This is a genomic window from Fictibacillus enclensis (assembly GCF_001457035.1).
Taxonomy (GTDB): domain Bacteria; phylum Bacillota; class Bacilli; order Bacillales; family Fictibacillaceae; genus Fictibacillus_C; species Fictibacillus_C enclensis.
In genome coordinates, this window is the sequence record NZ_KQ758617.1 from 586,661 (window position 1) to 608,860 (window position 22,200).

Below are 22,200 nucleotides of genomic sequence, written 5' to 3' on the forward strand. Positions count from 1 at the left end.
TGGAGATAACAAGACAATGTGGAATATAACAGAAGAAAAATTAACTGATTTTAAACAGACTGCCAAAAACAGGTTAAGTCCTGATAATAGTGTGGCGTTTATGTTCGGAACGATGATTTGGTGTAGTATTGTAATGTTTTTTATAATATTTGGTTTAATTAAATTTGGATGGTCAGCCTTTCCGAGTACTTTTGAAAAGGTAGTTGTTTCTCTAGAGGTAGTATTTTATGTTCTGCAAATTGGGTTATTGTTTATTTTTACAAAACCTAAGATGTTTATAAAATATCAAAAGTCACTTTCCGTTTTAACTTTGTTCTATGCTTTTCAACTGGGCACCATTGGATTTGTTTCTGTCATTATTAAAAAAGCTTTTGACTATCCAAATGACAGTCTTACTTTAACCTATGTGGGTCTGCTAATAGCCGGAGCTGTTTTAGCGCATATTCTTTGTACGGTAAGTATCTTTAAACAAGCTGAGCATGGTAAATTCAATGGGGAAGACTCTTCAGGATTTTTCTTTGATAAGACCATTATTTTCACGATGCTCGGTTCTGTTATTTATGTTGTCGTTTTACTAATTTTGCTGACAGTGCATCTGTTTGGTGAAAGCTCATTGGATAAAATTTTCTTTTACTTTATTTTGTCAGTTATTCTTTATGCTGTTGCCATTGGAGCGGCGGAGTTTCAATTATTGGCTTACTGCAAATATAAATTTCCTTCCTTTAATATTTCTTGGCATGATTATGATCGTGAGAAAAGAAAACGACTGAAAAAGTATGATCGCAATGCAAACAAAAAGAAGAAAAAAATGAGCTAGTTTGAAAAAGGAGAGGAGAGATAGGGTTGAAAGTACAATATAAATCTTTATCCATGCTAAACTTGGTTAGCATTACGCAAGTGGTGAAAAAAGAAGACTGGCTTTTGCCTGCAATCGCCCTAAGAAGTCAGGTTGTAAATAATGGCATCTATCCAGTGGGACCGGTTCTTTTCCAATTTAAACCGTTGGACAATGACCCGGCATCCGGAGAGTTTACATACAGTGTTCCAGTTAATGACCGCGTTGAATTGGAGAAAGGTTCAGCATATGAATATATTGATATTTTAGTGATTGAAGAAGCCTTATGTGTCCGTTTTACAGATGAGGATGGGGGAATTGAAGAAGCCTATCAGTTCATTCAAGAAACCGCAAAACAGAATCAAATTACCTTGGATCCTATCTTTTATCATGTATGTCTGGATGTTTTCGGAGAAACGTGGCTTGATGTGTATGCGCCGATTGTAGAAGTTGTAGAAGTGGGAGAACCTGTCCGATGATTGCTGTGGATCAAAGCATTGCCTATACCAATGTCATCTCCAAAGAATACTTTTTCCATTACAGTGAGATGGAACAGGTGATCGAAGACTTCATTTCTGAGATTGGAGATGCAAATTTAACGATTAAAGGACCCATGTTCTATGCTTTGAAAAACATTCCAAAAGATGAAGACATGTACATTGAATTGTTCATGCCTGTTCATGAAGACAAGATTCCGTCTACTGAGTCTTTGAAATATAGAAGTTATTATTATGTGGATGAAATGCTTATGAAGCGGTTTACAGGAAACTATGAAGCTCTGACTGAATTTGTTTACGCAGAGCTGCTTCAGTATATCGTTGACAACGATTTAAATCTGGCATCACCCATCTATCATGTTTTTGGTGGGGATGAATCCATTCAATATGTAGATGTTAAGGTTTCGGTGTTTAGTGAATAATAGAAAAAACAAAAATTAATTTTTTCATCAACTCTGATCTTTTTAACAAAAAAAGGATCAGAGTTTCTTTTATTTAACAAGTATGTAAGGAGGGATTTGCCATGAAACCTAGAATTACGGTTATAACGTTAGGTGTGGATGATTTAGCAAGAGCAGTGACATTCTATCGTGATGGTTTGGGCTTTAAGACAGAGGGCATCATAGGTACTGAATTTGAGCATGGGGCTGTCGCTTTTTTTGATCTGGAATCCGGTTTGAAGCTTGCGCTATGGCACCGCAAGGATTTGGCTCACGAGGCAAAGGTTCCCAAGTCTGTTTCGAGTTCAGGCAATTTTACACTCGGGCACAATGTCAGCAGCAAGGATGAAGTGGATCAGGTGATGGAGGAAGCCGAACGGGCGGGAGCCGTTATTTCTGATCGAGCACATGAGGCGTTCTGGGGCGGGTATTCCGGCCACTTTCAAGACCCTGATGGCCATTTATGGGAAGTCGTTTACAATCCGGCCTGGGAGGGAGAATAAGGAGGAGAAGGACGATGGTAACCAAGAAGAAGTCTGGTCAGGAAGAAGTACTGACGTTTATGCAAGTATTGGATCATCCGCTCAAACAGGAAATTCAACGTGTTCGGGAAATTATACAGGATACGCACCCTGAGTTAAACGAACAAATCAAATGGAATGCTCCCAGCTATTGCTTTCGGGGGGAGGATTGCCTGACGTTTAATTTGCATGGAAAGGGATTCTTTCGTCTGATCTTTCATTGCGGGGCTAATAGTAAAGAACCCAAAAGCATGAGACTCCTTGTCAAGGATAAAACGGGATTGTTGGAATGGCTCGCCGATGACCGCGCGATGGTTAAATTTTACGATATGAATGATGTAGAGGCTAAGGGCGAGAAACTGGGGGATGTCATCCAGACTTGGCTTCAGGAATCCTGACACGAATTTGCAAAATGCTGTTTACGTAAACCAAAAGATATAACCTCTACTAAATTACTGCATATAATGATAGAGAGAATAAGAGTATTCTCTTGTCTCAAGTTTTTTTACAACAAGGAGTGTTTGGTAGATGGTAAAAATATTTATCGATCCGGGGCATGGGGGCAGTGATTCAGGAGCCACAGGAAACGGCTTACGGGAGAAGAACATTACCTTGCAAATTGCCACGAGGATCAAAAATATTCTCCTTACAGAGTACAACGGTGTTGATGTCATGATGAGCAGGACGACGGATGAGTTTGTATCATTGAAGGACAGAACGGATGCAGCTAACCGATGGGGCGCTGATTATTTATTGTCCGTTCACATTAACGCTGGGGGCGGGACAGGCTTTGAGAGCTATATTTACCCTGGTACCACAGCGCCCACAACAACCTACCGGAACAATATTCATGATGCTGTTCTTGAATTGGTGGACTTTAGGGACCGTGGAAAAAAAACTGCTAACTTTCATATGCTGAGAGAATCAAACATGCCGGCCGTTTTAACGGAAAACGGTTTTATAGATACAGATGCAGATGCGGACAAGTTAAAATCTGCTTCATTTCTTACCAGCATTGCACGCGGCCATGTAGATGGGCTGGTAAAAAATTTTAACCTGAAAAGGAAGCCCACAGCGGTTTATCATACTGTTGCTCCGGGGGATACGGTGTATTCTCTTAGTAAAACGTTCAAATCGACGATTAATCAAATTAAGAAGTGGAACGATCTGGATAAGAAGTATACGATTTATGTTGGACAAAGCCTGCGGGTGAAATAATAGAAAAGGAACCTCCTTTTAAAAAAGAGAGGTTCCTTCTTTTTTTATGATAAAACTGCGTTTTTCTCTAGTGATTCCTTAAACAAATCAGTCAGAATAGTGATGCCGCTCTCGATTTGTTCAATGGTTGGATGGCTGAAATTCAAGCGCATCGCGTTGGTTTTTGGCAAGGAAGCGAAGAACGGTTCGCCTGGTACATATGCGACACCGCGGGAAACAGCTTCTGACAATAGTTCAGTCGTGTTAATATGCTCATCTAGCTCCAGCCAAAAGAACATGCCTCCTTTTGGTTTGTTCAGTTTGAGTCCAGGAAGATTGGCATTCTTCAAACAGTTGTGCATGGCATTCATCCGTTTTTCGTATTCTGCGATCAGCCGATTGATGTGCCCATCCATATCAAAGCCTGTGCAGAAATGGTACAGGGCCTGCTGAGACAATGAATTGGAATGAAGGTCATTTGCCTGTTTGGCTTGAGACATCATGCGGACAATCTGGAACGGACCTGCAACCCACCCGGTGCGGAGGGCTGGAACAGCCGTCTTGGAAAACGTGCTTGTATACAGAACACAGCTTCCGTCATCAAGTGCTGCGAGAGGAGTGTATGTTTCCTCACGATTAAATTGAAGATCGCCATACGGATCATCTTCAAGAACAATAATGTTATGTCGGTGCGCTTCCTGAAGCAGCATTTTTCGGCGTTCCAATGACCAAACCTTTCCGGCCGGATTGGAGAAGGTCGGAACCACGTAAATACATTTTGGTTTGTATTCTTTAATTTTGGCTTGCAGGTCATCCGGAATCATGCCATCTTCATCAGAGGCAACACCAATTACTCTTGCTTCATAAGATTTGAACACCTGAAGGGCAGCAAGGTAGGTGGGATCTTCTGTTAAAATGACATCCCCCGGATTCAACATCACGCGGGAAAAAAGATCGATAACCTGCTGGGAGCCAGTTGTCAGCATAATGTCTTTGGTTGTGTAATTTGTAATGCCTTTTCGCGACATACGTTCAAGAATGACTTCACGAAGGGGCAAATATCCTTCAGTTTCACTATATTGTAAAGCATGTTTTCCGGAAGCGAATACTTTGGAAAATGCTTCTTCGATGGCTTCTGCAGGAAACAACTGATCATCAGGCAAACCGCCTGCGAACGAAATGACACCTTCCTGATTGACAACTTTTAAAATATCTCTGACAGCTGAAGATTGTAATGAATAAATTCGATGGGCAAATGCGTACTTCAAAACGGACACCTCGGTTAAAGTTTTAATGAACATTTTACTCCTTCTATAGCGAATGTCAATGACAATTCTGAAAATAGTTCTAAATTTTGTGTGAATTTTCTAATAAAATACATTTGCGGAAGGGTTTTGGGCCGTTTCTTTTTCGATTTATGGTCTTGTGATACAGTAATTAGAGTTAAAATGATCGGAGGCATCAGGATGAAAATAGTACCAGCAAAGCCTTTTTTCTTTGAAGGAGGGAAACGGGCAGTCCTGCTTCTGCACGGATTTACCGGGAATACGGTGGATATACGGGAGCTGGGACGCTATCTGAATGATAAGGGTTATACATGTCTTGGACCGTTGTATGAAGGGCATGGCGATACGCCTGAACGACTGGTGACCACAACGGCTGAACAATGGTGGAAAAGCGTAGAAGAAGGTTATCAATCGTTAAAAGAAAAGGGATATGAAGAAATCGCCGTGATCGGACTTTCTCTCGGCGGTGTGTTCGCCATAAAGACAGCCTATACTTATCCAGTAAAAGGATTAGTATCCATGTGTGCTCCTGTCAAACCCAAGAGTACGGAGGATCTTGGCCTGCATGTCAGTTCTTTTACCAAAAGATATAAAAAGATTTTTCGAAAACCAGCTGAGCAAATAGAAGCGGAATGGGAAGAGCTAAAGCCGCAGTCGGATGAGGCGGTCAAGTCATTGCAAGCCGTGATTGAAGAGGTCGGTCCGCGCCTTGACCGGATTTACTGTCCGGTGCTGGTGGTGCAATCTGGGAAAGACCATCCCACCAACCAAGAGAGTGCGCAGATTATTTATGACGAAGTTTCCACACAACATAAATCCCTTGTTTGGTATGAAAATTCTCCGCATCTTGTAACAAGAGGCCCTGACAGAGGAAAGCTTCATAATGAGGTGCTGCAGTTCCTGGAAGGATTGGAATGGAGTGGGAATTAGCAAGATCTTGGAAGATTCGTTACCTCGTATGCAACGCGTATCCCTGATTGAATCGCTCCTTCAATCCAGGCAGGTGCCGTTGAAGTATGCTCACCAGCGAAATGCACTCTCCCTTCCGGTGTAGGAATGAAGGGGAATAATTCGGTCTCCTGTGAAGGCTTGAACATTGAAAAGGCTCCACCTGAAAACTGATATTGGGACCAACTGTGCGAAGCCCCGGTTAAAAAATCATCATAAATGTATTTTCCATGTACTGTGGCCAGATTATCCAGAGCATTTCTTATCCGATCACCTTCAGGAAGGTTATCCCAGGATAGAGTATCATCCTCCCATGTGTAGCTGGCCAGTATAATTCCAGATCCGGAAGTTCCAATAAGATGACTTGGATAGTATGCAAATCGAATGGGAAGGTCTGTCATCAATTTTCCTCCCGCAATACCTTCCTTTTCCCAAAAACGCCTTTTAAATTGGAGACCAATCTTTGTGGAAGCCACATAGTGCAGTTCCCTTATGGCCTTCCACTTATTATGGGAAATTGAACTTCTCGGTTCGATTTCCACAAAAGAAAGCAGCGAGAAGGGGATTGTAATAATGGCGAGATCGCCTGTGACGGTGAGTGGCCGCTGACTTTTTGTGTGTCTGGAGTGAATGGTTACCTGCCCGTTGTGCTGAACAATTTTTGTCATTTGGTATCCAAAGTGCAGGTTCTCTTTTAAGAAGGGCAAAAATGATTTGGGAAGACGGTCATTTCCTCCTTCAACTTCATAAAACTGGATATCCGGGCTAAATAGGGGGAGAAGCTCTCTTAAAATTGCTGGGAACGATAACTCGGGAAAGCCCTCCAGTCCAACCAAGACTTTAATACTTTCAATCGCACCGGGGGAAAGACTTGGACCAACAGGGTTATAGCGGAGGAAAAAAGACATTGGGTATTTATCAAAGTCTCTTACGACTTTGTTCCAATTCTCAAGGGGGTTTTTCCTAATGAAATCGGCGACTGGTTTGATAGCCATCATTAATAGCTGTTCAGCGGATTTTCCTCGTTCATGGGGTTGTACATGGTAATGGAGAATATCGGGATTCCGCTGATACTCTTTTTGATTGGTTTTTATTCCATTTGCGTAAATGAGGTCATTTGAAGTAGCATTCAGAAATTTGTTTGCTTTTAAATTGAACTTCTTTATATACTCCAGTACTAAGTAGTGGTTTTGCGGGATACGCATAGCCCCAACATCCAAATACAAATCGTCCATAAAAGGGCTTCTCATGGTATAGACACGGCCGCCTACTCTTTCTGTCGCTTCCAGTACGGTTACATCATGTCCCGCCTGCTTTAATAACGAGGCTGAGACAAGACCGGACATGCCGGCTCCTACGATAATTATTTTCTTTTGAACCTGTGATAAACCAAGGCCATTCCGTATAATGGAAAGCATTTGCTCCGTAGGCAATTGGAGCAATCGGCTTGAAGGCATAGGAGTCCTCCCCGTTCTTGTTTTTTCACGAAAGAGTCAAATTCCATTACTAATATATTTTATTATCCACTCAATATGAGACATTCGTCACAAGAATGCTTTTTTAGCAGGATTCTTCCCGTTTGTAATGGAATTTAAGGTAGACAGCAGGGGACAGGAGGGAGACGCGTTGATCTGGTTTTTTCGGGTGGTCGTTTGGGTTGTATTTGTAGGAATTGGGGCTTATCTTATCTTTTATTGGCGGGATGAGGAACGGGCCGAGCAGAAGTTGGATGCAATCCGGAAATTATGGTATGTGCTGTACATATTTGGCGCCCTGATCTACTGGACGGGGAATCCGCACAGCATCTTTACCAATTGGGATCACTATCTGGTGGTACTGATGGTGTTTGTGCTGATTGATGCCTTCATTTTCCTGAGTTTGTACTTAAAGAAAATCGGGAATAATGAACTAGCAAGAATTACAAAATCCGTGGAAAACAACCAGATGCTGCTCGACGATTTGCGGGCCAAAGTAAATAATGCGCTGTATATCTTGAAAACGGAAGGAATCACGGCGTATTATGGAAGTAAGGAAAATTATTTATACGGACTGAAACTCGTTCTTGAGGCGTATGTTGAAAAAGAAGGGCATAGTTTTACGATCCTGCCGTTTACAACACCTCAGGAAAAAAACGAAGCTCTGGCGATGTATTCGAACGCCAGCTTGATTCAATCGACATTATCACGGGCGGAAGCCTACTACAATAAAGAAGATAACTTTGCGTTTTATCCATTTAATATTGAAGATGAAACCTATGTGATTCGTATTTCTTCAACAGCAAAAGTCAGCGATGTAGATTGTTCCTTGATGGGCATCCTGCTCGCCACGTATGATATTTTAGTACAGGCACTGGAAAGGAGTGAGGAGGCATGGCAAGAGGATTAGATGTGTTGGGCAGCCAGCCGGTTTCGCTGAAAAGCGATCGTAAGGGAGTCACACTGAAACCGAGAATTGAGTTCCCGAAAGTAGGAATCAGCCATCACACCTTGCAGGTGATGGAGGAGAACGAACGGATTATACAAAAAGGGCAGCGGCGCGGTACTTTCAAGCATAGATAGACTTGGGCAGCGGATATTTCCGCTGCTTTTTTGTATGAATCTCCAATTGGATTGCATATACTAAAGCAAACATCCATGAAGCTGGAGGGAAGTTTGTGAAAAGCAAACGGTTTGTGTCCCGGATTCAAGGTCCCAAACCGACCTTGTCCCATTTTGAAAAAGCGTTAAAGGAAGAGAATCATTCCATCGTAACGTTTTTAAATGAACTTCGGAAAAAGCGGTGGACTTTTTTCACCGGTAAATAATAAAGCAAGAAAGAAAGGGGCTCCCTTTCTTTTTTTTGTGTGTTTGGAGATACTGCAGGAATGGAGAAAGAATTAGCGAAAAGTGTACGAAAGTATACATTCGAGAGGGGGTGAGGAAGTTGGCGCAGACAATTGAGGAGCAATTTCCTCCGAAAATGGCCAAACCGGCACAGCGCGCTTTAGCCGGTGCCGGCATTACCAGTTATCAAGAACTTTCGAAGCATAGCGAAGAAAAAGTATCCAAGCTTCATGGGATGGGTCCAAAAGCAATGAACCAATTAAAAGAAGCACTCGAAAAACAGGGGCTCAATTTTTCCGAATAGAATGATGACCGGATGCACCTTCTTTTTACAATTCCCTAAAATGAGGGCACATCAGAGAGCCATTCGTTTGGCCGCTCAAGGCCTGAATCGCTATTAACAATAAGCCGGTTACCGGAAAAAAAGTACTGCTGGCAGGTCCAGCAGTGCTTTTTTGATTTTCGGAAAATGAAAATGATTTGATATGCAACTATTCCTTGTCAACCGCAACTAAATCGTGTCGAACCGCAAGACTAGCCCTCTTTATTCTCAATACCATGAGACGTAATACATGTTTTTCGAGAGAAAGGTGTTGAGGAAGCCGATTTTCTATGGTATGTCTAATTAAAAGATAATTCTGTTATTTATTGAAATATCTATTATCAGCATAAATATTGCCATGGAAAAGGAGCGCCGAATGAACATCAATAAATTTGTTATGCCGGAAGTTATTTTTGGTCATGGTTCAAGGGATCAGGTTGGAGAAAGCTGTCTTCGGCTGGGAGCTAAAAAAGTGCTGATCGTAAGCGATCGGGGTGTTATGAATGAGGGGTGGCTCGAGAATGTGATTGAAAACTGCAAAAAGGCAGGGCTGCTCTTTGCTACGTTTTATGATATTACGACCAATCCAAAAGACTTCGAGGTTGAAAAGGGGAAAGAACAGTATATTGCCCATGAGTGTGATGCTGTCATTGGCGTAGGGGGAGGGAGCGCGATTGATACAGCAAAAGCAATCGCCATCCTGGTGACAAATGGCGGAAGTATTCATGATTATGAAGGTGTGGATAAAATCAATGAACCATTGCCGCCAATGGTTATGATCGCCACCACGGCTGGTTCGGGCTCTGAAGTCTCCCAGTTCTCTGTTATCGTTGACTCAAAAAATAAAAAGAAAATGACCATTGTATCGAAATCATTAGTTCCGGATATTGCGATTGTTGATCCTCAAACACTGACGACCAAAAGTCCTCAATTGACCGCTTCAACCGGATTGGATGTATTAACCCATGCGATAGAAGCCTATGTAAGTATAGCAGCCACACCTTTGACAGATGTACAGGCCAAAAATGCGATACAGCTTGTGGCAGAACATCTCCGTCCATCCGTTGCTTCGAAAATTAATATGGAATCCAAGTATCATATGGCGATGGCTTCCTTACAGGCAGGATTGGCTTTTTCGAACGCCATATTGGGAGCCGTGCATGCCATGTCACATGCCATTGGAGGCCGGTTTCCATTGCTTCATGGTGAGGTAAATGCCGTATTGCTGCCGCATGTCATGGAGTTCAACTTTCTTGCTGTACCGAAAAAATTCAGCACGATTGCTGAATTGTGCGGAGAAAGCGTTCAGAGCCTGTCAAATATAGAGGCAGGAAAAAAAGCTATTGATTATATTAAACAATTATCCCTGGATATCGGAGCACCACAGCGGCTATCGGAAATGGGACTTACTGATGAGGGGATTTCTGAAATGAGCCAGGTCGCATTGGAAGATGCATGCATGATAACCAATCCTCGTGATATTAAAATAGAAGATGTCATTCAGCTTTATCGACAAGCCTTGTAAGGGGGTTGGAAAAATTGTCCATGCGGCATCAATTAATCGAACAGCTTACGGGTGTTCAATCCTCAAAGCGTAATTACTACACCGAATTGAAAAAAACAGTCATGAAGATGCAGAAGAAAAATCTTCAGCTAGAAATTATTAATGATATGATGAAAAGCTTGAATGTGGAAATGCCGATGGATGAGATGCTAAAAAACATACTGGATAAATTGAAAACCATGTATGAATTTGATTCGATCAGCTTGTCCATTTGTCAGGGTGAAACACTCGTATTAACAAATTTTTATCCAAACGAACATGACGCAATGAATCATCAGCTTCATGATCGATCGATTTATGGAAGAGCATTGGATAGCGGTAAAATGCTGTACCATACCTTTGAGGAAGAGACTGAAACCATTTCAGCTTCGGGTCAGTCATTAAAAAGTATGTTGGTTTTCCCTCTGTACAGCAAAGGGACGGTGATTGGAGTTCTTGGCATTGGAAGCAAGGGGATCATCGAATATGATAAGTCAGATGGTTCTTTTCTTCAGCAGCTTTCCGATCATTTTTCGGTCTGTCTGGAAAACGCCAGACTTTACAACGAGGTATTAAACGCCAAAAAAGAATGGGAAGATACGTTTTCAGCAGTGACTGATTTGATTTTCGTGCTTAACTTAAAGGGTGAAATTTTGAAGGTCAATGCATCTGCCAAAGACTATTTACAATTAAAAGATGCAGAGGAAACGGGGAGAAACATTCGACGTTTTCTCAATCATAATGAAATAGAAGCCCTGATGGAGGATTGTCTTCAAAAGAAAAAGGCTGCACTGCAAGAAATTCGACGAGCAGACGGACAAATATTTGAAACCACTATTTCTCCGGTGCTAAATGAAAAAAAACAAATGTATGGGTTGATCTTATATTTACGAAATGTTTCTGCAAAACGGAAAATGGAAGCCCAGCTTGTACAATCCGGCAAGCTTGCAGCAATCGGGGAGTTAGCGGCAGGTGTTGCCCACGAACTGAACAATCCGTTAACCGCTATCCTGGGGAATTCACAATTGTTGTTAAGAACAGCGAATAAAGATGAACCTTCATACCGGCTGTTAACCGACATCGTGAACTGTGGAAAAAGGAGCAAGAGTATTATTCAAAATTTGTTAACATTCTCGAGACAGGATGAATATTTTTTTGAGGAATGTTCCCTTAACGAGGTGATTGATCAATATTTAAGCTTAATTGTGTACCAGATTGAGAAGCAAAATGTAAGAGTGGAGGTAGTAAAACAATCACCGCTTCCCAAAATCAACGGAAATCAGAAGCAAATCGGCCAGATAATGATCAATTTATTACTAAATGCAAAGGATGCGCTTGAGAACAGAAGCGAAAAAAATAAAAAGGTTACCATATCTACAGCCTCCTGTCTGGTAAAGGGAAAAGAGTGGATTTGCCTGTCCGTTACTGACAACGGGATAGGAATCAGTGATAAACAGATCCAGGAGATTTTCCATCCCTTTATCACCACAAAAAAGGAAGGGAAAGGCACAGGCCTTGGTTTATCTGTGAGCCTGGGAATTGCCCAGGCTCATGGTGGAACGATTGAGGTCAAAAGCGAAATGGGGCGGGGGAGTACATTTACTCTTTTCTTGCCTGCAATAATGGATGAATAGATTTGAATTGAGGGCTAAGGCGGGGATAGCATGATTAATATTTTAATCATTGATGATGAACCGGAAGTAGGGCATTTTTTATCGTATTTGTTATCCAGTAAAGGTTACACTGTTTCCCTTGGAGGGAGCGGTAAAGATTTTTACCATTTAATCAGGGAGCGGGTCTATGATTTGGCTCTGCTGGATATTCGACTGCCTGATGCCAATGGTCTCGATATTCTTAAACAGCTCAAGAAAACATGTCCCGGGTGCAAGTCCATTGTAATGACTGGTTATAGTACGATCAAAACCGCAGTGGATGCTATTAAATTGGGGGCAAATGATTACATTGAAAAGCCGTTTGAAGATATTGATGAATTGGAGTCTTTAATTGATCGCCTGCTTCATCATAACCAGACGGTCAATGACAGTGAAATACATAGAATTGCAAAACAAACAGGATTGGTTATTGGCTCCGGCAAGGAAATGCGGCATTTGATTATGCTTGCTTATAAAATTGCAAAGAAAAATATCAATGTGCTGATTGAGGGAGAGACAGGAACAGGTAAAGAGGTGCTTGCTCATTTTGTTCATCAAGCCAGTTTAAGATCCGACAATCCCTTTCTTGCAGTGAATTGCGGTTCGCTTTCAGAATCTCTGTTGGAGAGTGAGCTTTTTGGCCATGAGAAAGGGGCATTTACCGGAGCCATAAAAGAACGAAAGGGAATATTTGAAATTGCCAATAAAGGAACAATATTTTTGGATGAGATTGCAGAAGCCTCTTTATCTACCCAAGTAAAGCTGCTGCGAGTGCTTGAATCAGGAGAGTATATGAGAGTTGGTGATGAAGCTGTCAGGAGAACGAACACACGAATAGTGGCTGCATCTCACGTGGATCTAGCTGGGGCCGTGGAACAAAAAATGTTCAGAGAAGACCTGCTCTATCGACTGGAGGTTGTAAAACTGACTATTCCTCCTCTTCGTGACCGTAAACAAGACATTCCGGAACTATTAACCTATTTTCTTGAAAAACAGCAATCCCAGCTCTCTTTTTCAGAAGAGGCGGTAAATCTATTACAGCACTATCAATGGCCAGGAAATATACGAGAGCTTGTGAACGTTGTAAAACGTGCAACCGCTTTGGCTGAAGGAGAAACCCGGATGATTTCATCCGAATATCTACCGGATAAACTAAGAGCTGCCACCTATGATAGGACTAGTTCTCGCGCCTCCATTATTCCTGCCTTAGGGAAATCAGAAAAGGATCTGCAATTTTACCTCGAGGACTGGGTCAAACATATACATCAATTATGGGCAGCTGAACAGGACGTAGGGCTTGATGAAATTATTCAACAAGTGAAAGAGTTGGAAGTTCGTATCGGCAGGGCATTTGTTACAAAGATGCTGAAAGAAACGATGGGAAATCGAAAGGAAGCGGCGGAACGGTTAGAAATCACGACTCGTCAGCTGCGTTATTTTTTAAACGAAAAAAAGGGAGGCTAGCTCGTTCTCTTTGAGCTTTGCCTCCTTTATGCTTTTCGGCCGTTCTACATGGTTAGTACATATCGTCCGTTGATTTCTCCTTTTTCCATCTTGTCAAAAATTTCATTAATCTGGTTGATCGGTGCTGTTTCAATATTCGTTTTAACTTTTCCTTGGGCAGCAAATGCAAGAGCTTCCTGCATGTCTTTTCTGGTGCCAACTATGGAGCCTTTGACTGAAACTCCGTTTAAAACGGTATCAAAAATCGGGATGGGCAGTTCATCGGCAGGTAGTCCAACCACAACCACCGTGCCGCCGCGTTTTACAGAATGATAGGCTTGTTCGAAAGCAATTCTTGAAACAGCCACACTGATGGCAGATTGAACGCCGCCGGTTTTCTCTTTAATGACTTGGACAGGGTCGTTATTTCTTCCGTTAACCGTTAGATCAGCGCCTAGTCTTTTTGCAAGTTCCAGCTTTTCGTCCTGGATATCGACTGCTATCACATTGAATCCCATTGCCTTTGCATATTGCAAAGCAACATGGCCGAGTCCTCCGATTCCATAAATGGCTACCCAGTCACCAGGTCTTGCTTCGGAAACTTTTAATGCTTTGTACGTAGTCACACCTGCACAAAGAATCGGGGCGATTTCCACAGGGTCAACGTTTGGAGGGATTTTTGCTACATAGCTGGCAGGTGCTTTGCAGTACTCGGCATATCCGCCATCCACCGAATATCCGCCGTTCAGTTGGTCGGGACAGAGTGTCTCCCTGCCGGTTAAGCAATATTCACACTCTCCGCAAGCAGAATACAACCATGGAATCCCTACACGGTCACCAACTTTTACAGAAGTAACTCCTTCTGCAATTTCTTCTACAATCCCGACTCCTTCGTGTCCGGGAATGAGGGGGAGCTTTGGCTTGACCGGCCAATCGCCATGGGCGGCATGGAGATCGGTATGGCAGACGCCGCAAGCTTCAATTCTGACAAGCACTTCCCCAAATTCCAACTTCGGTTTTGGAACATCCTTAATTTCCAACTTGTTTTTAAATTCATTAACAACAGCTGCTTTCACACAAGTTCCTCCTTTTATGAATAGACTTCATCTCTTACTAGTGCAAGATTTGTGCCAACTCTATTTATCGTAAAACCGCTTACAAAAATCACAATGGCCTTCAGGGTGTGCCGATTTTTCGGCAAATTCACACAAAAAAACGGAAAAGAAGGTCGAGTGGTCGTCCGTAGCATTATATAAAAATGGGTAATTTTTCCTGTTTAGGTAATGTGAGGTTGTAAGGGACAAACGGCAGGGTATAGATTAATGTTGTGTGTTTTTTCCAATAACTTGTAAGGGGGCCATCGTTATATGAGTTTGAAGAAGTTTGTTATCTGCTTGACCGCTGCAGGGTTTCTGGCCGTTACACCTTTGTTTCCAACTCAAACGCATGCTGAATCACAAGTAAAATCACAACAATTGAGCACACCTGAACCGTATCCCGGACATGTCATTAAATATGGGGATCGAGGTTCAGATGTGAAGAAGGTCCAACAGCAGTTAACACGAAATTTGATTCCGACCACAGCGGATGGAATCTTTGGAAAAAAGACGCTCGAAAACGTCAAGCTGTTTCAGCACTACCGTTTTTTGACGGAAGACGGGATCGTGGGGCCAACCACATGGAATACCTTATATCAAACAAGTTTGCCATATCCTGGCCATGTCACCAAAAAAGGTGACAAAGGCGAGAATGTGGTCAACATTCAAAAACGGTTAAAAGTTGTGGTAGGCAATATTACAGTGGATGGGGATTTCGGTACCAAAACGGAAGCCAAAGTCAAAGAATTTCAAAAGAAAATGCACCTTCAGGTTGATGGCACTGTTGGCCGGGAAACATGGGAAGTGCTGTTTAACTATCAAGAATAGAAATGTGTTTCACAAGGAAAGCAGTCTGTTGTTTTCCCAGTTTTTTAGGGCTTTTGCAGAGGATATTCCGCTGAGCTGTAGAAAGATGTTTTGATGTGACTAAACGTGAGGGGGAACATATGAAAACCTTGTTTCAATATAACTGGCAAGTCAGGGAAGACTGGTATAAGTGGTGTGAAGACGTACCGCTTAAAGAGCTTCTGAGGGAACGGACGGGAGGAGTAGGCGGGATTCTTCATACCCTGTTCCATATCGCGGATGTGGAATGGAGCTGGATACGGGGCATGAAGGGGGAACCTGACTTTCAGGAAAGTTTTGATGGGTATCGATCCCTGGAAAAGGTCAGGAGGCTCGACGCCGAGTTTAAACCGGAAGTTCAGAACTTTGTGAACGCATGGAACGACAGCATGGAACATCAACTCATGGAGGAACCCGGAAACGTCCGTTTTACCCATGGTGAAATTATGAGGCATATGATTGCCCATGAAATCCATCATATCGGTCAACTCTCTGTTTGGGCGAGGGAAATGGGAAGAGAACCGGTCACAGCCAATCTTATTCGCCGGGGGCTGGGAGTCATAGTTGGTTAATGAAAAAGCTGGGAAACCAGCTTTTTTATTTTTTCTTAATTTACTATAATGAGGACATATGTCCTTTCCTTTGCTTATGTCTTTCCCTGATAATGAGTAATGGAAATGAAAAGGGAGAGATAGGATGAAAGGGATTTTATTTGCACTCTTGGGCGGATTTTTTATCACCCTGCAGGGGGTGGCGAATTCCAGGATCAGCGAGGATATTGGCACCTGGCAGGCCACGACCCTGACGCAGGGTACAGGTTTTGTGGCGGCTTTGCTCTTGATGCTGGTGTTCCGGGATCATACATGGAAACAGTTTCGCCGGGTAAAACCCCTTTACCTGGCTGGAGGATCGTTCGCAGCGATCGTCATTTTCAGTAATGTGACGGCGATCCATTTGATTGGCGTGACCGTATCGATTTCTGCGCTCCTCATTGCACAGTTGAGCATTGCTTTTTTGACGGACAGCTTCGGTTGGTTCGGTGTAACTAAACAGCGGATGAAGCTGCCTCAGTTTATCGGCATCGGCATGATGATTGCCGGTGTACTGATACTGAGTTTTTAGGGGAAATGGCGAAGGGAAGGTGATAGAATGGAGGAGTTGAAGGACACAGACAGGATTACCACCTATTTGCGCACAAACGGAATCGAATCGCTATTCAATACCAGCCTGCAGCCGCATTTAACGCTCTGTACGTTTGAACAGGGCGAAAAGATATGTTCCCAGGGAGAACCCGCAGCCTATCTGTATGTTCTGGTTGAGGGAAAAGTGAAAGTGTATACCACTTCGCCGGAAGGGAAGACGTTAATCCTTTCGTTCAAAAATCCGCTGGAACTGATCGGTGATATTGAATATGTACGAGGAACAGAGACGGTCAATACGGTAGAGGCTGTATCACAGGTCACCATGATTGGTGTTCATCACCGCTGGTTGAAAAAATACGGAAGCGGCGACCCCGCATTTTTAAATTTTTTACTGAAAATTATCACCAATAAATTCTATATTAAATCTAATACATTGCGGTTTAACCTGCTGTACCCGGTGGAAGTCCGGCTGGCAAGCTATCTGCTGTCTGTTTCGTTTGATGCGTCGGATGGATTGTTAAACGGAAAGCACAGTACTGCGAGTCTGAAGGATGCCGCCAATCTGATTGGAACAAGCTATCGCCATCTGAACCGGGTGATCCAGCAGCTGTGTGCAGAAGGTCTTGTCGAGCGGTACAGCGGAGGAATACTTGTGAAAGATCATGAAGGGCTGAAGAAACTGGCGAATGATAATATTTACGAGTAAAGAAAAGGAGTAGGTGCTTTATGCTTTTGGGAATTCTTTTGGCATTGATTGCGGGTTCGCTTGTCGGGATGCAGAATATATTTAACAGCAAAGTAAACGAGCATGCAAATTCCTGGGCGACAACAACATTGGTGTTGTGCCTTGGCTTTCTTGCATCCCTGACGCTCGGATTTGTCTTTGAGGGCAGCAGAATCCTTGCATTTCATCCGATGCAAACGTGGTATTGGTTCAGCGGGCTAATCGGTGTTGGAGTGGTTACGTGTGTCGTTCAGAGCATGAAAAGGCTACGGCCAACTGTTGCCATTTCAATTGTCATGGCTTCTCAGCTTGGATTTGCTCTGCTGATGGATACGTACGGTTTTTTAGGTTTGAAACCTGTACCGTTCACAATTAAACAGCTGATTGGTGTGCTGATCATTATTGCAGGAATCGTTTTATTTAAATCCAACAGCAGAGAAGAAAACCAGCAAAAGGAGATGGCCTCATGAGAACCTACAAAACACTGTTATTTGATGCAGATGATACCCTTTTGGATTTTAAAGCAACGGAAAAAGCGGCATTGCGCATGCTGTTTGAAAAAGAAAAGCTTCCATTTTCAGATGAAATGGAAACGCATTACAGAGAGCTGAACAGAAGCTTATGGAAGGCGTTTGAAGAGGGAGAAATCGAACGGACTGAACTGCTGAACACGCGCTTTGCCCTTTTTATGAAAGAGTATGGTCATGAAGCCGACGGTGTTTCCATGGAAAAAAGCTACCGTGCTTTTCTGGATGAGGGATTTCATCTTGTAGACGGGGCGATTGAATTGATCACGGAGCTGAAGGACCATTATCATGTTTACATCGTAACGAACGGTGTTTCGAAAACGCAGGATAAACGTCTGCGAGGATCAGGTTTGCACGGATTGTTCAAAGGGGTTTTTGTTTCAGAAGACACCGGGTATCAAAAGCCGATGAAGGAGTACTTTGATTATGTGTTTGAACGGGTTCCGGGATTTACACCGGAAGAAACTCTGATCATTGGGGATTCCTTGCATTCCGATATTAAAGGTGGCCAGCTGGCAGGTTTGGATACATGCTGGTTTAATCCTGAAGAGAAACCAAACGATTCGGGAATTGTGCCCACGTATGAAATTTGTAAATTCGATGAGCTGTATTCCATCCTGAATAGGAAAGCGGAAAAGAAACTTTAAACGAAGTTTCTTTTTTTGTGTTAAATTTCTATAAATGAAACTTAACCTAAAGCTGTTACGTAAGGATCTATGAGGATGAAACCAGCCAAGGAGGAAAAGTATGCTTTTAAAAAAGATGAGTCTGATTGCAGGATTACTTGCTCTTACTGGGTGTTCAGCCGTTACAGATACAGCCAACACAGTCAATTATGTAAAAGAGGCCAAAGAGTTTGCAGGGGAAGTCTCCACTTTCAGCAGTGAGACGACAGACCTTGTCAAGCAGGCAGTGAATGATGAAAGTAAACGAAAAGAATTGGAAAGCCAGTTGAAACAGATGAAATCAGACGTTCAGGAATTTAGCGGTTTAACACCTCCGGATAACCTGCAGGAGCTGCATGGACAGATGGAGTCTAAAGCCCAGTCGCTCGAAGTTGGAATTGATCTGTACCTGAAAAACATCAGGGAAGGAAAGCTCGATACTTCCTTTATCGAGGACCATCCCCTCATGAAACAGGTGAGCGACATTAATCAGATCTACCAGGACATCAAGAGTTTGGGAAATTAAAGTGAAAAGCCTGCAGGCATCGATTGGTGATGTTTGCAGGCTTTTGTCGTTTCTTATTTCTTTTTATAAATGTCATGGCCTTTGCCTTGGAGCGGGATATCTTTCCCCTCGACGTTTTCCAATACACCATCAATGGTACCTTCCATATAATCATCACTAACTTGCTCATGGGTAATGGCAAGGCCTTGATCAGTTTCCGACTGGCTGCTGTAATCAGAGGGTTCATAGTTTTTTTTCGCAACTTCTTGGCTGTTGCTCTTTGAGTTCTTTTTTTGTTCCATGTCCTGCATCCTTCCTTGTAAGCTATCGTTAGTGTTTATTGGAACTCTGGGAATTATTCAAAAATCTGACTAAGAACAGGTGAATCCTTAGTTTTGTCTTCGGAGGATTGGGGTAATTTGACCGTGGAACCAAATAAACCCATTTTAAAGGAGGACGAACAGTGTTTAGACATCAAAAAGAACTGCAATTTGAAGTAAAGGTTGAACGTCCAGATCCAATGCTGGCGAAAAGGGTACAAGAGGTGCTCGGCGGCCAATTTGGAGAAATGACCGTCATGATGCAATACCTCTTTCAAGGCTTTAACTGCAGAGGCAATGAGAAATATAAAGATATGCTGATGGACATTGGTACAGAGGAAATCGGACATGTTGAAATGCTCTGTGCGCTCATCGGCCAATTGATGGATGGTGCTACACCAGAGGATCAGTCAGAAGCCGCAAAGGATCCGCAACTGGCAGCCATTATGGGTGGCGTCGATCCGCAGCATCTGATCGTCAGCGGTCTTGGCGGAATGCCGATTAATTCAAATGGCGTTCCTTGGAGTGGGGCATATATTGTGTCGAGCGGAAATTTACTGGCGGACATGCGATCAAACCTGCATGCGGAAACACAGGGCCGGTTGCAGGTCGCTCGACTCTATCATATGACAACGGATGAAGGCGTAAGGGCCACGTTCCGTAAAATGCTGGCACGTGACCGTTACCACCAGTATCAGTGGATGGCCGCAGTAGCTGAATTAGAAGAAAAGAACGGTGTTGTTGTTCCGGCTTCATTCCCTCCGGAAGCGGAGATGGAAGCTCAGGAGCATGGACTGGAATTCTGGAATCTGTCTGATGGACAAGAATCATCTGAAGGCCTTTGGGCAACGGGCAGTGCACCGGATGGCACAGGCGATTTCAAATATTTAGAGAACCCTGAACCTCTTGGCAATATTCCAAGACCAGAAGTACCTGCGACACAGGTTCACCATGACCTGGATCGTGACTTTGTGAATAAAAAATAAAATTTAAAAAACCCACTTCAGTGGAGTGGGTTTTTTAGTGGAAAGAAGGGCTTCCTTTCAATTTGAAGAATAGTAAAATGGACCAACATTTGAGAAGGAGTCTACCCATGAAACGAGTTGATGTAGTGTATGTTTTGTTGTTTGATGAAACGAGCGAAAAGATATTGATGGTTAAAAACTTTGGGGATGAATCCTCTTATTATACGCTTCCGGGAGGAGCAGTAGAGGATGGGGAAACGCTGGAGGAAGCAGCGATTCGTGAGATAAAAGAAGAAACAGGATTGGAAATCGACGTGCGAAATGTTTTTGGGATTAGTGAGCAGTTCTTTGAAGCAAGAGGACATCATGTGGTTTTCTTTGTGTTTACCGGGAAAATAACAGGGGGAAAAATTGAAATTCAGTTTCCTGACGAGATTGAGGAAGTATTATGGATGCCGGTAGAGATGGCAGAAACATTTATACCAGTACCCTTGGGTGTGAAAGATCGTATAAAGAAAAACACAACAGTTACCTATCTTCCGCCGGAGAACCTGGTGCACTAAATAGTAAAAAGGACTGTCGGAAATCAGTTGTGCACTTGATTTCCCGGAAAGTCCTTTTTTAAAGTTCCATCTGGCGCAAGGGCCAAAATAGAACCTTTTGGGTTTTGGAATAATGGAGCACAGGTTGAGTAGCTGGCAGCTCAATGCCGGAGCTTGCGGTGACTACCGAGTTCACCTGAATTTCAGCCTCTGTCTGTTGAAGAGCCCATGGCTGATGATGGATATCTAGATAATACAGTTTGTTGGTGTGCTCGTTATAAAAGCGATATCTCTCAGCCAGCCAATAGTCGAGAGACTCCTTATTGCTGAAAAAAGGGGCTGATACTGGCTTGTAGTGGGCAAGGAAATCTGCTTTTGTACCTTCATTTTCTTGCCGTCTGCTCAAGTAATGAACACGTTCTTCAGCGACCTCAATGTTCATTTTGGCATAGCGGTACGGCAAATGAAAAAAGGAACGGGCACCTTTTACAGCCAGGTGGCTGCCGGCATCCAAACTAAAAAAGTAGATGCCTGGTATTCCTTTGTATATCACATATGTTCGCACATTCAGCTCGGGAAACGCATGTGCAAAGGGAAAAGGGGGCAGGTATCTTGTACGGAATTCATTAAGGTAAAAAGGGATTACGCCAATCCATGCTTGGTTGTCATATGTATCAATCTCCATGCAGGAGGGTATTTTTTCACGAAGGACGGAAACAGGGACGGGCCAATGGGCATAAAGAAGGTGGTTCCACCTTTGGGTCATGATCCAAGGGCCAGAAGGAAGAGGGAACGGGCGGTGGTCCGTTTGTTTTAAGATATGTTTGAAATTCATCGTACAAACCTCCAAATAGAGATGTAGTATGGTTATTCCCATTAAGCGACTTCAAAACACGTGTGAAAAATGGCCATTAATGAAAAATTTCTTAAAGTCAGGTGAATTGGATAAAAAAGAAAAAGCCATCCCAAGCTGCCGGGAAGCTTTTTCAACCGTTTACGTACCAAAGATATCTTCCTGCTCAGCAGAAATTAGGTCTGTGGCGGCTTTATTCATCTTGCTTCTCATGACCATCAGCATGTGAAAGGTAACAATCATCATGGTACTTAAAAAGACGAGACCGCTAAAGGTGCTCCCGGTAGCATCTTCAATGCACCAATGGCATAGGGTCCTAAAAACCCGCCTAGATTTCCGATCGAGTTAATAACAGCAACGCCTACTGCCGCCATCGCTGGAGTTAATAGTTTAGGAGGCAGAGCCCAGAAAGGTCACAAGTAACTCCTCCTTAGTTAGTGCTTTCAAATTCAGAACTTGCAAATTTGTAATACAAATTTGTTAAAAAACCTTGAAAATAATGTATGTT

General features: G+C 42.9%; 28 protein-coding genes. 23 read left to right on the forward strand and 5 right to left on the reverse strand.

The window, feature by feature from the left end:
* Positions 1-16 precede the first annotated feature (16 nt).
* The 6 genes from AS030_RS03095 to AS030_RS03120 all read left to right on the forward strand — a co-directional run bounded on the left by AS030_RS03095 (position 17) and on the right by AS030_RS03120 (position 3,511).
* On the forward strand, positions 17-817 hold the full coding sequence (locus tag AS030_RS03095; RefSeq protein ID WP_061968274.1) for a hypothetical protein: 801 nt from the start codon (positions 17-19) through the stop codon (positions 815-817).
* A gap of 26 nt (positions 818-843) precedes the next feature.
* A complete protein-coding gene (locus AS030_RS03100) occupies positions 844-1,314 on the forward strand; it encodes a DUF5085 family protein (protein ID WP_061968278.1) in 471 nt (156 codons plus the stop codon).
* Positions 1,311-1,754, forward strand: coding sequence for a DUF5085 family protein (locus tag AS030_RS03105; protein WP_061968280.1), 444 nt, complete (start codon positions 1,311-1,313; stop codon positions 1,752-1,754). Before AS030_RS03100 ends, AS030_RS03105 begins: the two co-directional genes overlap by 4 nt.
* 101 nt (positions 1,755-1,855) lie before the next feature.
* The gene (locus AS030_RS03110; protein ID WP_061968282.1) at positions 1,856-2,275 is read left to right on the forward strand and encodes a VOC family protein; all 420 of its coding nucleotides are present in this window, start codon (positions 1,856-1,858) and stop codon (positions 2,273-2,275) included.
* A gap of 14 nt (positions 2,276-2,289) precedes the next feature.
* Positions 2,290-2,691 carry a DUF1801 domain-containing protein gene (locus AS030_RS03115; RefSeq protein WP_061968284.1) on the forward strand — a complete coding sequence of 134 codons (402 nt, stop codon included), beginning with the start codon at positions 2,290-2,292 and terminating at the stop codon, positions 2,689-2,691.
* Positions 2,692-2,821: 130 nt separating this feature from the next.
* The gene (locus tag AS030_RS03120; RefSeq protein WP_061968287.1) at positions 2,822-3,511 is read left to right on the forward strand and encodes an N-acetylmuramoyl-L-alanine amidase family protein; all 690 of its coding nucleotides are present in this window, start codon (positions 2,822-2,824) and stop codon (positions 3,509-3,511) included.
* Positions 3,512-3,555: 44 nt separating this feature from the next.
* Here AS030_RS03120 and AS030_RS03125 read toward each other — a convergent pair whose 3' ends face one another.
* Entirely contained in the window at positions 3,556-4,758 is a 1,203-nt protein-coding gene (locus AS030_RS03125) for an aminotransferase-like domain-containing protein (protein WP_061971483.1), read from the reverse strand.
* A 198-nt stretch (positions 4,759-4,956) separates the two neighbouring features.
* Here AS030_RS03125 and AS030_RS03130 point away from each other — a divergent pair, with 198 nt between their 5' ends.
* Positions 4,957-5,706, forward strand: a complete 750-nt coding sequence (locus tag AS030_RS03130; protein WP_061968289.1) for an alpha/beta hydrolase — start codon at positions 4,957-4,959, stop codon at positions 5,704-5,706.
* Here AS030_RS03130 and AS030_RS03135 read toward each other — a convergent pair.
* Positions 5,703-7,181 carry a flavin monoamine oxidase family protein gene (locus AS030_RS03135; protein WP_061968292.1) on the reverse strand — a complete coding sequence of 493 codons (1,479 nt, stop codon included), beginning with the start codon at positions 7,179-7,181 and terminating at the stop codon, positions 5,703-5,705. The two genes, AS030_RS03130 and AS030_RS03135, sit on opposite strands and share 4 nt — an antisense overlap.
* Positions 7,182-7,350: 169 nt before the next feature.
* Here AS030_RS03135 and AS030_RS03140 point away from each other — a divergent pair, with 169 nt between their 5' ends.
* The 7 genes from AS030_RS03140 (at position 7,351) to AS030_RS03165 (ending at position 13,527) form a co-directional block, all read left to right on the forward strand.
* Positions 7,351-8,109 carry a type II toxin-antitoxin system SpoIISA family toxin gene (locus AS030_RS03140; RefSeq protein WP_061968295.1) on the forward strand — a complete coding sequence of 253 codons (759 nt, stop codon included), beginning with the start codon at positions 7,351-7,353 and terminating at the stop codon, positions 8,107-8,109.
* The gene (locus tag AS030_RS03145; RefSeq protein WP_061968297.1) at positions 8,094-8,282 is read left to right on the forward strand and encodes a hypothetical protein; all 189 of its coding nucleotides are present in this window, start codon (positions 8,094-8,096) and stop codon (positions 8,280-8,282) included. Before AS030_RS03140 ends, AS030_RS03145 begins: the two co-directional genes overlap by 16 nt.
* A 95-nt stretch (positions 8,283-8,377) precedes the next feature.
* A complete protein-coding gene (locus AS030_RS23410; RefSeq protein ID WP_156412551.1) occupies positions 8,378-8,527 on the forward strand; it encodes a hypothetical protein in 150 nt (49 codons plus the stop codon).
* 110 nt (positions 8,528-8,637) lie between these two features.
* Positions 8,638-8,850 carry a DNA-directed RNA polymerase subunit alpha C-terminal domain-containing protein gene (locus AS030_RS03150; protein WP_420889632.1) on the forward strand — a complete coding sequence of 71 codons (213 nt, stop codon included), beginning with the start codon at positions 8,638-8,640 and terminating at the stop codon, positions 8,848-8,850.
* A gap of 394 nt (positions 8,851-9,244) precedes the next feature.
* The gene (locus AS030_RS03155; RefSeq protein ID WP_061968302.1) at positions 9,245-10,393 is read left to right on the forward strand and encodes an iron-containing alcohol dehydrogenase; all 1,149 of its coding nucleotides are present in this window, start codon (positions 9,245-9,247) and stop codon (positions 10,391-10,393) included.
* Between the two features lie 20 nt (positions 10,394-10,413).
* Positions 10,414-12,045 (forward strand): ATP-binding protein, encoded by a 1,632-nt coding sequence (locus AS030_RS03160; protein WP_061971485.1) that lies wholly within the window; start codon positions 10,414-10,416, stop codon positions 12,043-12,045.
* 30 nt (positions 12,046-12,075) lie between these two features.
* Positions 12,076-13,527: a sigma-54-dependent transcriptional regulator gene (locus AS030_RS03165; protein ID WP_061968304.1), complete on the forward strand. Its 1,452-nt coding sequence runs from the start codon at positions 12,076-12,078 to the stop codon at positions 13,525-13,527.
* A 44-nt stretch (positions 13,528-13,571) separates the two neighbouring features.
* On the opposite strand, the gene adhP is transcribed toward AS030_RS03165, so the two are convergent.
* Complete coding sequence (gene adhP / locus AS030_RS03170; protein WP_061968306.1) at positions 13,572-14,582, reverse strand: alcohol dehydrogenase AdhP; 1,011 nt, start codon at positions 14,580-14,582, stop codon at positions 13,572-13,574.
* Between the two features lie 291 nt (positions 14,583-14,873).
* Here adhP and AS030_RS03175 point away from each other — a divergent pair, with 291 nt between their 5' ends.
* The 7 genes from AS030_RS03175 (at position 14,874) to AS030_RS03205 (ending at position 19,033) form a co-directional block, all read left to right on the forward strand.
* On the forward strand, positions 14,874-15,431 hold the full coding sequence (locus AS030_RS03175) for a peptidoglycan-binding domain-containing protein (RefSeq protein ID WP_061968309.1): 558 nt from the start codon (positions 14,874-14,876) through the stop codon (positions 15,429-15,431).
* Between the two features lie 119 nt (positions 15,432-15,550).
* Positions 15,551-16,021: a DinB family protein gene (locus AS030_RS03180; protein WP_061968311.1), complete on the forward strand. Its 471-nt coding sequence runs from the start codon at positions 15,551-15,553 to the stop codon at positions 16,019-16,021.
* A 124-nt stretch (positions 16,022-16,145) separates the two neighbouring features.
* On the forward strand, positions 16,146-16,571 hold the full coding sequence (locus AS030_RS03185; RefSeq protein ID WP_061968314.1) for a DMT family transporter: 426 nt from the start codon (positions 16,146-16,148) through the stop codon (positions 16,569-16,571).
* 27 nt (positions 16,572-16,598) lie between these two features.
* Positions 16,599-17,297: a Crp/Fnr family transcriptional regulator gene (locus AS030_RS03190; protein ID WP_061968317.1), complete on the forward strand. Its 699-nt coding sequence runs from the start codon at positions 16,599-16,601 to the stop codon at positions 17,295-17,297.
* A gap of 20 nt (positions 17,298-17,317) precedes the next feature.
* Entirely contained in the window at positions 17,318-17,785 is a 468-nt protein-coding gene (locus tag AS030_RS03195) for a DMT family transporter (RefSeq protein ID WP_061968319.1), read from the forward strand.
* Positions 17,782-18,489: a YjjG family noncanonical pyrimidine nucleotidase gene (locus AS030_RS03200; RefSeq protein WP_061968322.1), complete on the forward strand. Its 708-nt coding sequence runs from the start codon at positions 17,782-17,784 to the stop codon at positions 18,487-18,489. Before AS030_RS03195 ends, AS030_RS03200 begins: the two co-directional genes overlap by 4 nt.
* A gap of 100 nt (positions 18,490-18,589) precedes the next feature.
* Positions 18,590-19,033 (forward strand): DUF6376 family protein, encoded by a 444-nt coding sequence (locus tag AS030_RS03205; protein WP_061968325.1) that lies wholly within the window; start codon positions 18,590-18,592, stop codon positions 19,031-19,033.
* A gap of 53 nt (positions 19,034-19,086) precedes the next feature.
* Here the strand turns inward: AS030_RS03205 and AS030_RS03210 are convergent, their stop codons facing one another.
* Positions 19,087-19,314, reverse strand: a complete 228-nt coding sequence (locus tag AS030_RS03210) for a YozQ family protein (protein ID WP_061968328.1) — start codon at positions 19,312-19,314, stop codon at positions 19,087-19,089.
* A 161-nt stretch (positions 19,315-19,475) separates the two neighbouring features.
* On the opposite strand from AS030_RS03210, the gene AS030_RS03215 reads away from it, so the two are divergent.
* Positions 19,476-20,318 carry a manganese catalase gene (locus AS030_RS03215; protein ID WP_061968330.1) on the forward strand — a complete coding sequence of 281 codons (843 nt, stop codon included), beginning with the start codon at positions 19,476-19,478 and terminating at the stop codon, positions 20,316-20,318.
* 107 nt (positions 20,319-20,425) lie between these two features.
* Complete coding sequence (locus AS030_RS03220) at positions 20,426-20,860, forward strand: NUDIX hydrolase (RefSeq protein ID WP_061968332.1); 435 nt, start codon at positions 20,426-20,428, stop codon at positions 20,858-20,860.
* Positions 20,861-20,918: 58 nt separating this feature from the next.
* Here AS030_RS03220 and AS030_RS03225 read toward each other — a convergent pair whose 3' ends face one another.
* On the reverse strand, positions 20,919-21,674 hold the full coding sequence (locus tag AS030_RS03225) for a YqjF family protein (protein ID WP_061968334.1): 756 nt from the start codon (positions 21,672-21,674) through the stop codon (positions 20,919-20,921).
* Positions 21,675-22,200: the final 526 nt, after the last annotated feature.

Bases quoted from the DNA above. Each gene is read 5' to 3' on its own strand.
- AS030_RS03095 (WP_061968274.1), top strand. From the start codon at position 17: ATGTGGAATATAACAGAAGAAAAATTAACTGATTTTAAACAGACTGCC.
- AS030_RS03105 (WP_061968280.1), top strand. From the start codon at position 1,311: ATGATTGCTGTGGATCAAAGCATTGCCTATACCAATGTCATCTCCAAA.
- AS030_RS03110 (WP_061968282.1), top strand. From the start codon at position 1,856: ATGAAACCTAGAATTACGGTTATAACGTTAGGTGTGGATGATTTAGCA.
- AS030_RS03115 (WP_061968284.1), top strand. From the start codon at position 2,290: ATGGTAACCAAGAAGAAGTCTGGTCAGGAAGAAGTACTGACGTTTATG.
- AS030_RS03120 (WP_061968287.1), top strand. From the start codon at position 2,822: ATGGTAAAAATATTTATCGATCCGGGGCATGGGGGCAGTGATTCAGGA.
- AS030_RS03130 (WP_061968289.1), top strand. From the start codon at position 4,957: ATGAAAATAGTACCAGCAAAGCCTTTTTTCTTTGAAGGAGGGAAACGG.
- AS030_RS03135 (WP_061968292.1), bottom strand. From the start codon at position 7,181: ATGCCTTCAAGCCGATTGCTCCAATTGCCTACGGAGCAAATGCTTTCC.
- AS030_RS03145 (WP_061968297.1), top strand. From the start codon at position 8,094: ATGGCAAGAGGATTAGATGTGTTGGGCAGCCAGCCGGTTTCGCTGAAA.
- AS030_RS03155 (WP_061968302.1), top strand. From the start codon at position 9,245: ATGAACATCAATAAATTTGTTATGCCGGAAGTTATTTTTGGTCATGGT.
- AS030_RS03160 (WP_061971485.1), top strand. From the start codon at position 10,414: ATGCGGCATCAATTAATCGAACAGCTTACGGGTGTTCAATCCTCAAAG.
- AS030_RS03165 (WP_061968304.1), top strand. From the start codon at position 12,076: ATGATTAATATTTTAATCATTGATGATGAACCGGAAGTAGGGCATTTT.
- AS030_RS03175 (WP_061968309.1), top strand. From the start codon at position 14,874: ATGAGTTTGAAGAAGTTTGTTATCTGCTTGACCGCTGCAGGGTTTCTG.
- AS030_RS03180 (WP_061968311.1), top strand. From the start codon at position 15,551: ATGAAAACCTTGTTTCAATATAACTGGCAAGTCAGGGAAGACTGGTAT.
- AS030_RS03185 (WP_061968314.1), top strand. From the start codon at position 16,146: ATGAAAGGGATTTTATTTGCACTCTTGGGCGGATTTTTTATCACCCTG.
- AS030_RS03190 (WP_061968317.1), top strand. From the start codon at position 16,599: ATGGAGGAGTTGAAGGACACAGACAGGATTACCACCTATTTGCGCACA.
- AS030_RS03195 (WP_061968319.1), top strand. From the start codon at position 17,318: ATGCTTTTGGGAATTCTTTTGGCATTGATTGCGGGTTCGCTTGTCGGG.
- AS030_RS03200 (WP_061968322.1), top strand. From the start codon at position 17,782: ATGAGAACCTACAAAACACTGTTATTTGATGCAGATGATACCCTTTTG.
- AS030_RS03205 (WP_061968325.1), top strand. From the start codon at position 18,590: ATGCTTTTAAAAAAGATGAGTCTGATTGCAGGATTACTTGCTCTTACT.
- AS030_RS03210 (WP_061968328.1), bottom strand. From the start codon at position 19,314: ATGGAACAAAAAAAGAACTCAAAGAGCAACAGCCAAGAAGTTGCGAAA.
- AS030_RS03220 (WP_061968332.1), top strand. From the start codon at position 20,426: ATGAAACGAGTTGATGTAGTGTATGTTTTGTTGTTTGATGAAACGAGC.
- AS030_RS03225 (WP_061968334.1), bottom strand. From the start codon at position 21,674: ATGAATTTCAAACATATCTTAAAACAAACGGACCACCGCCCGTTCCCT.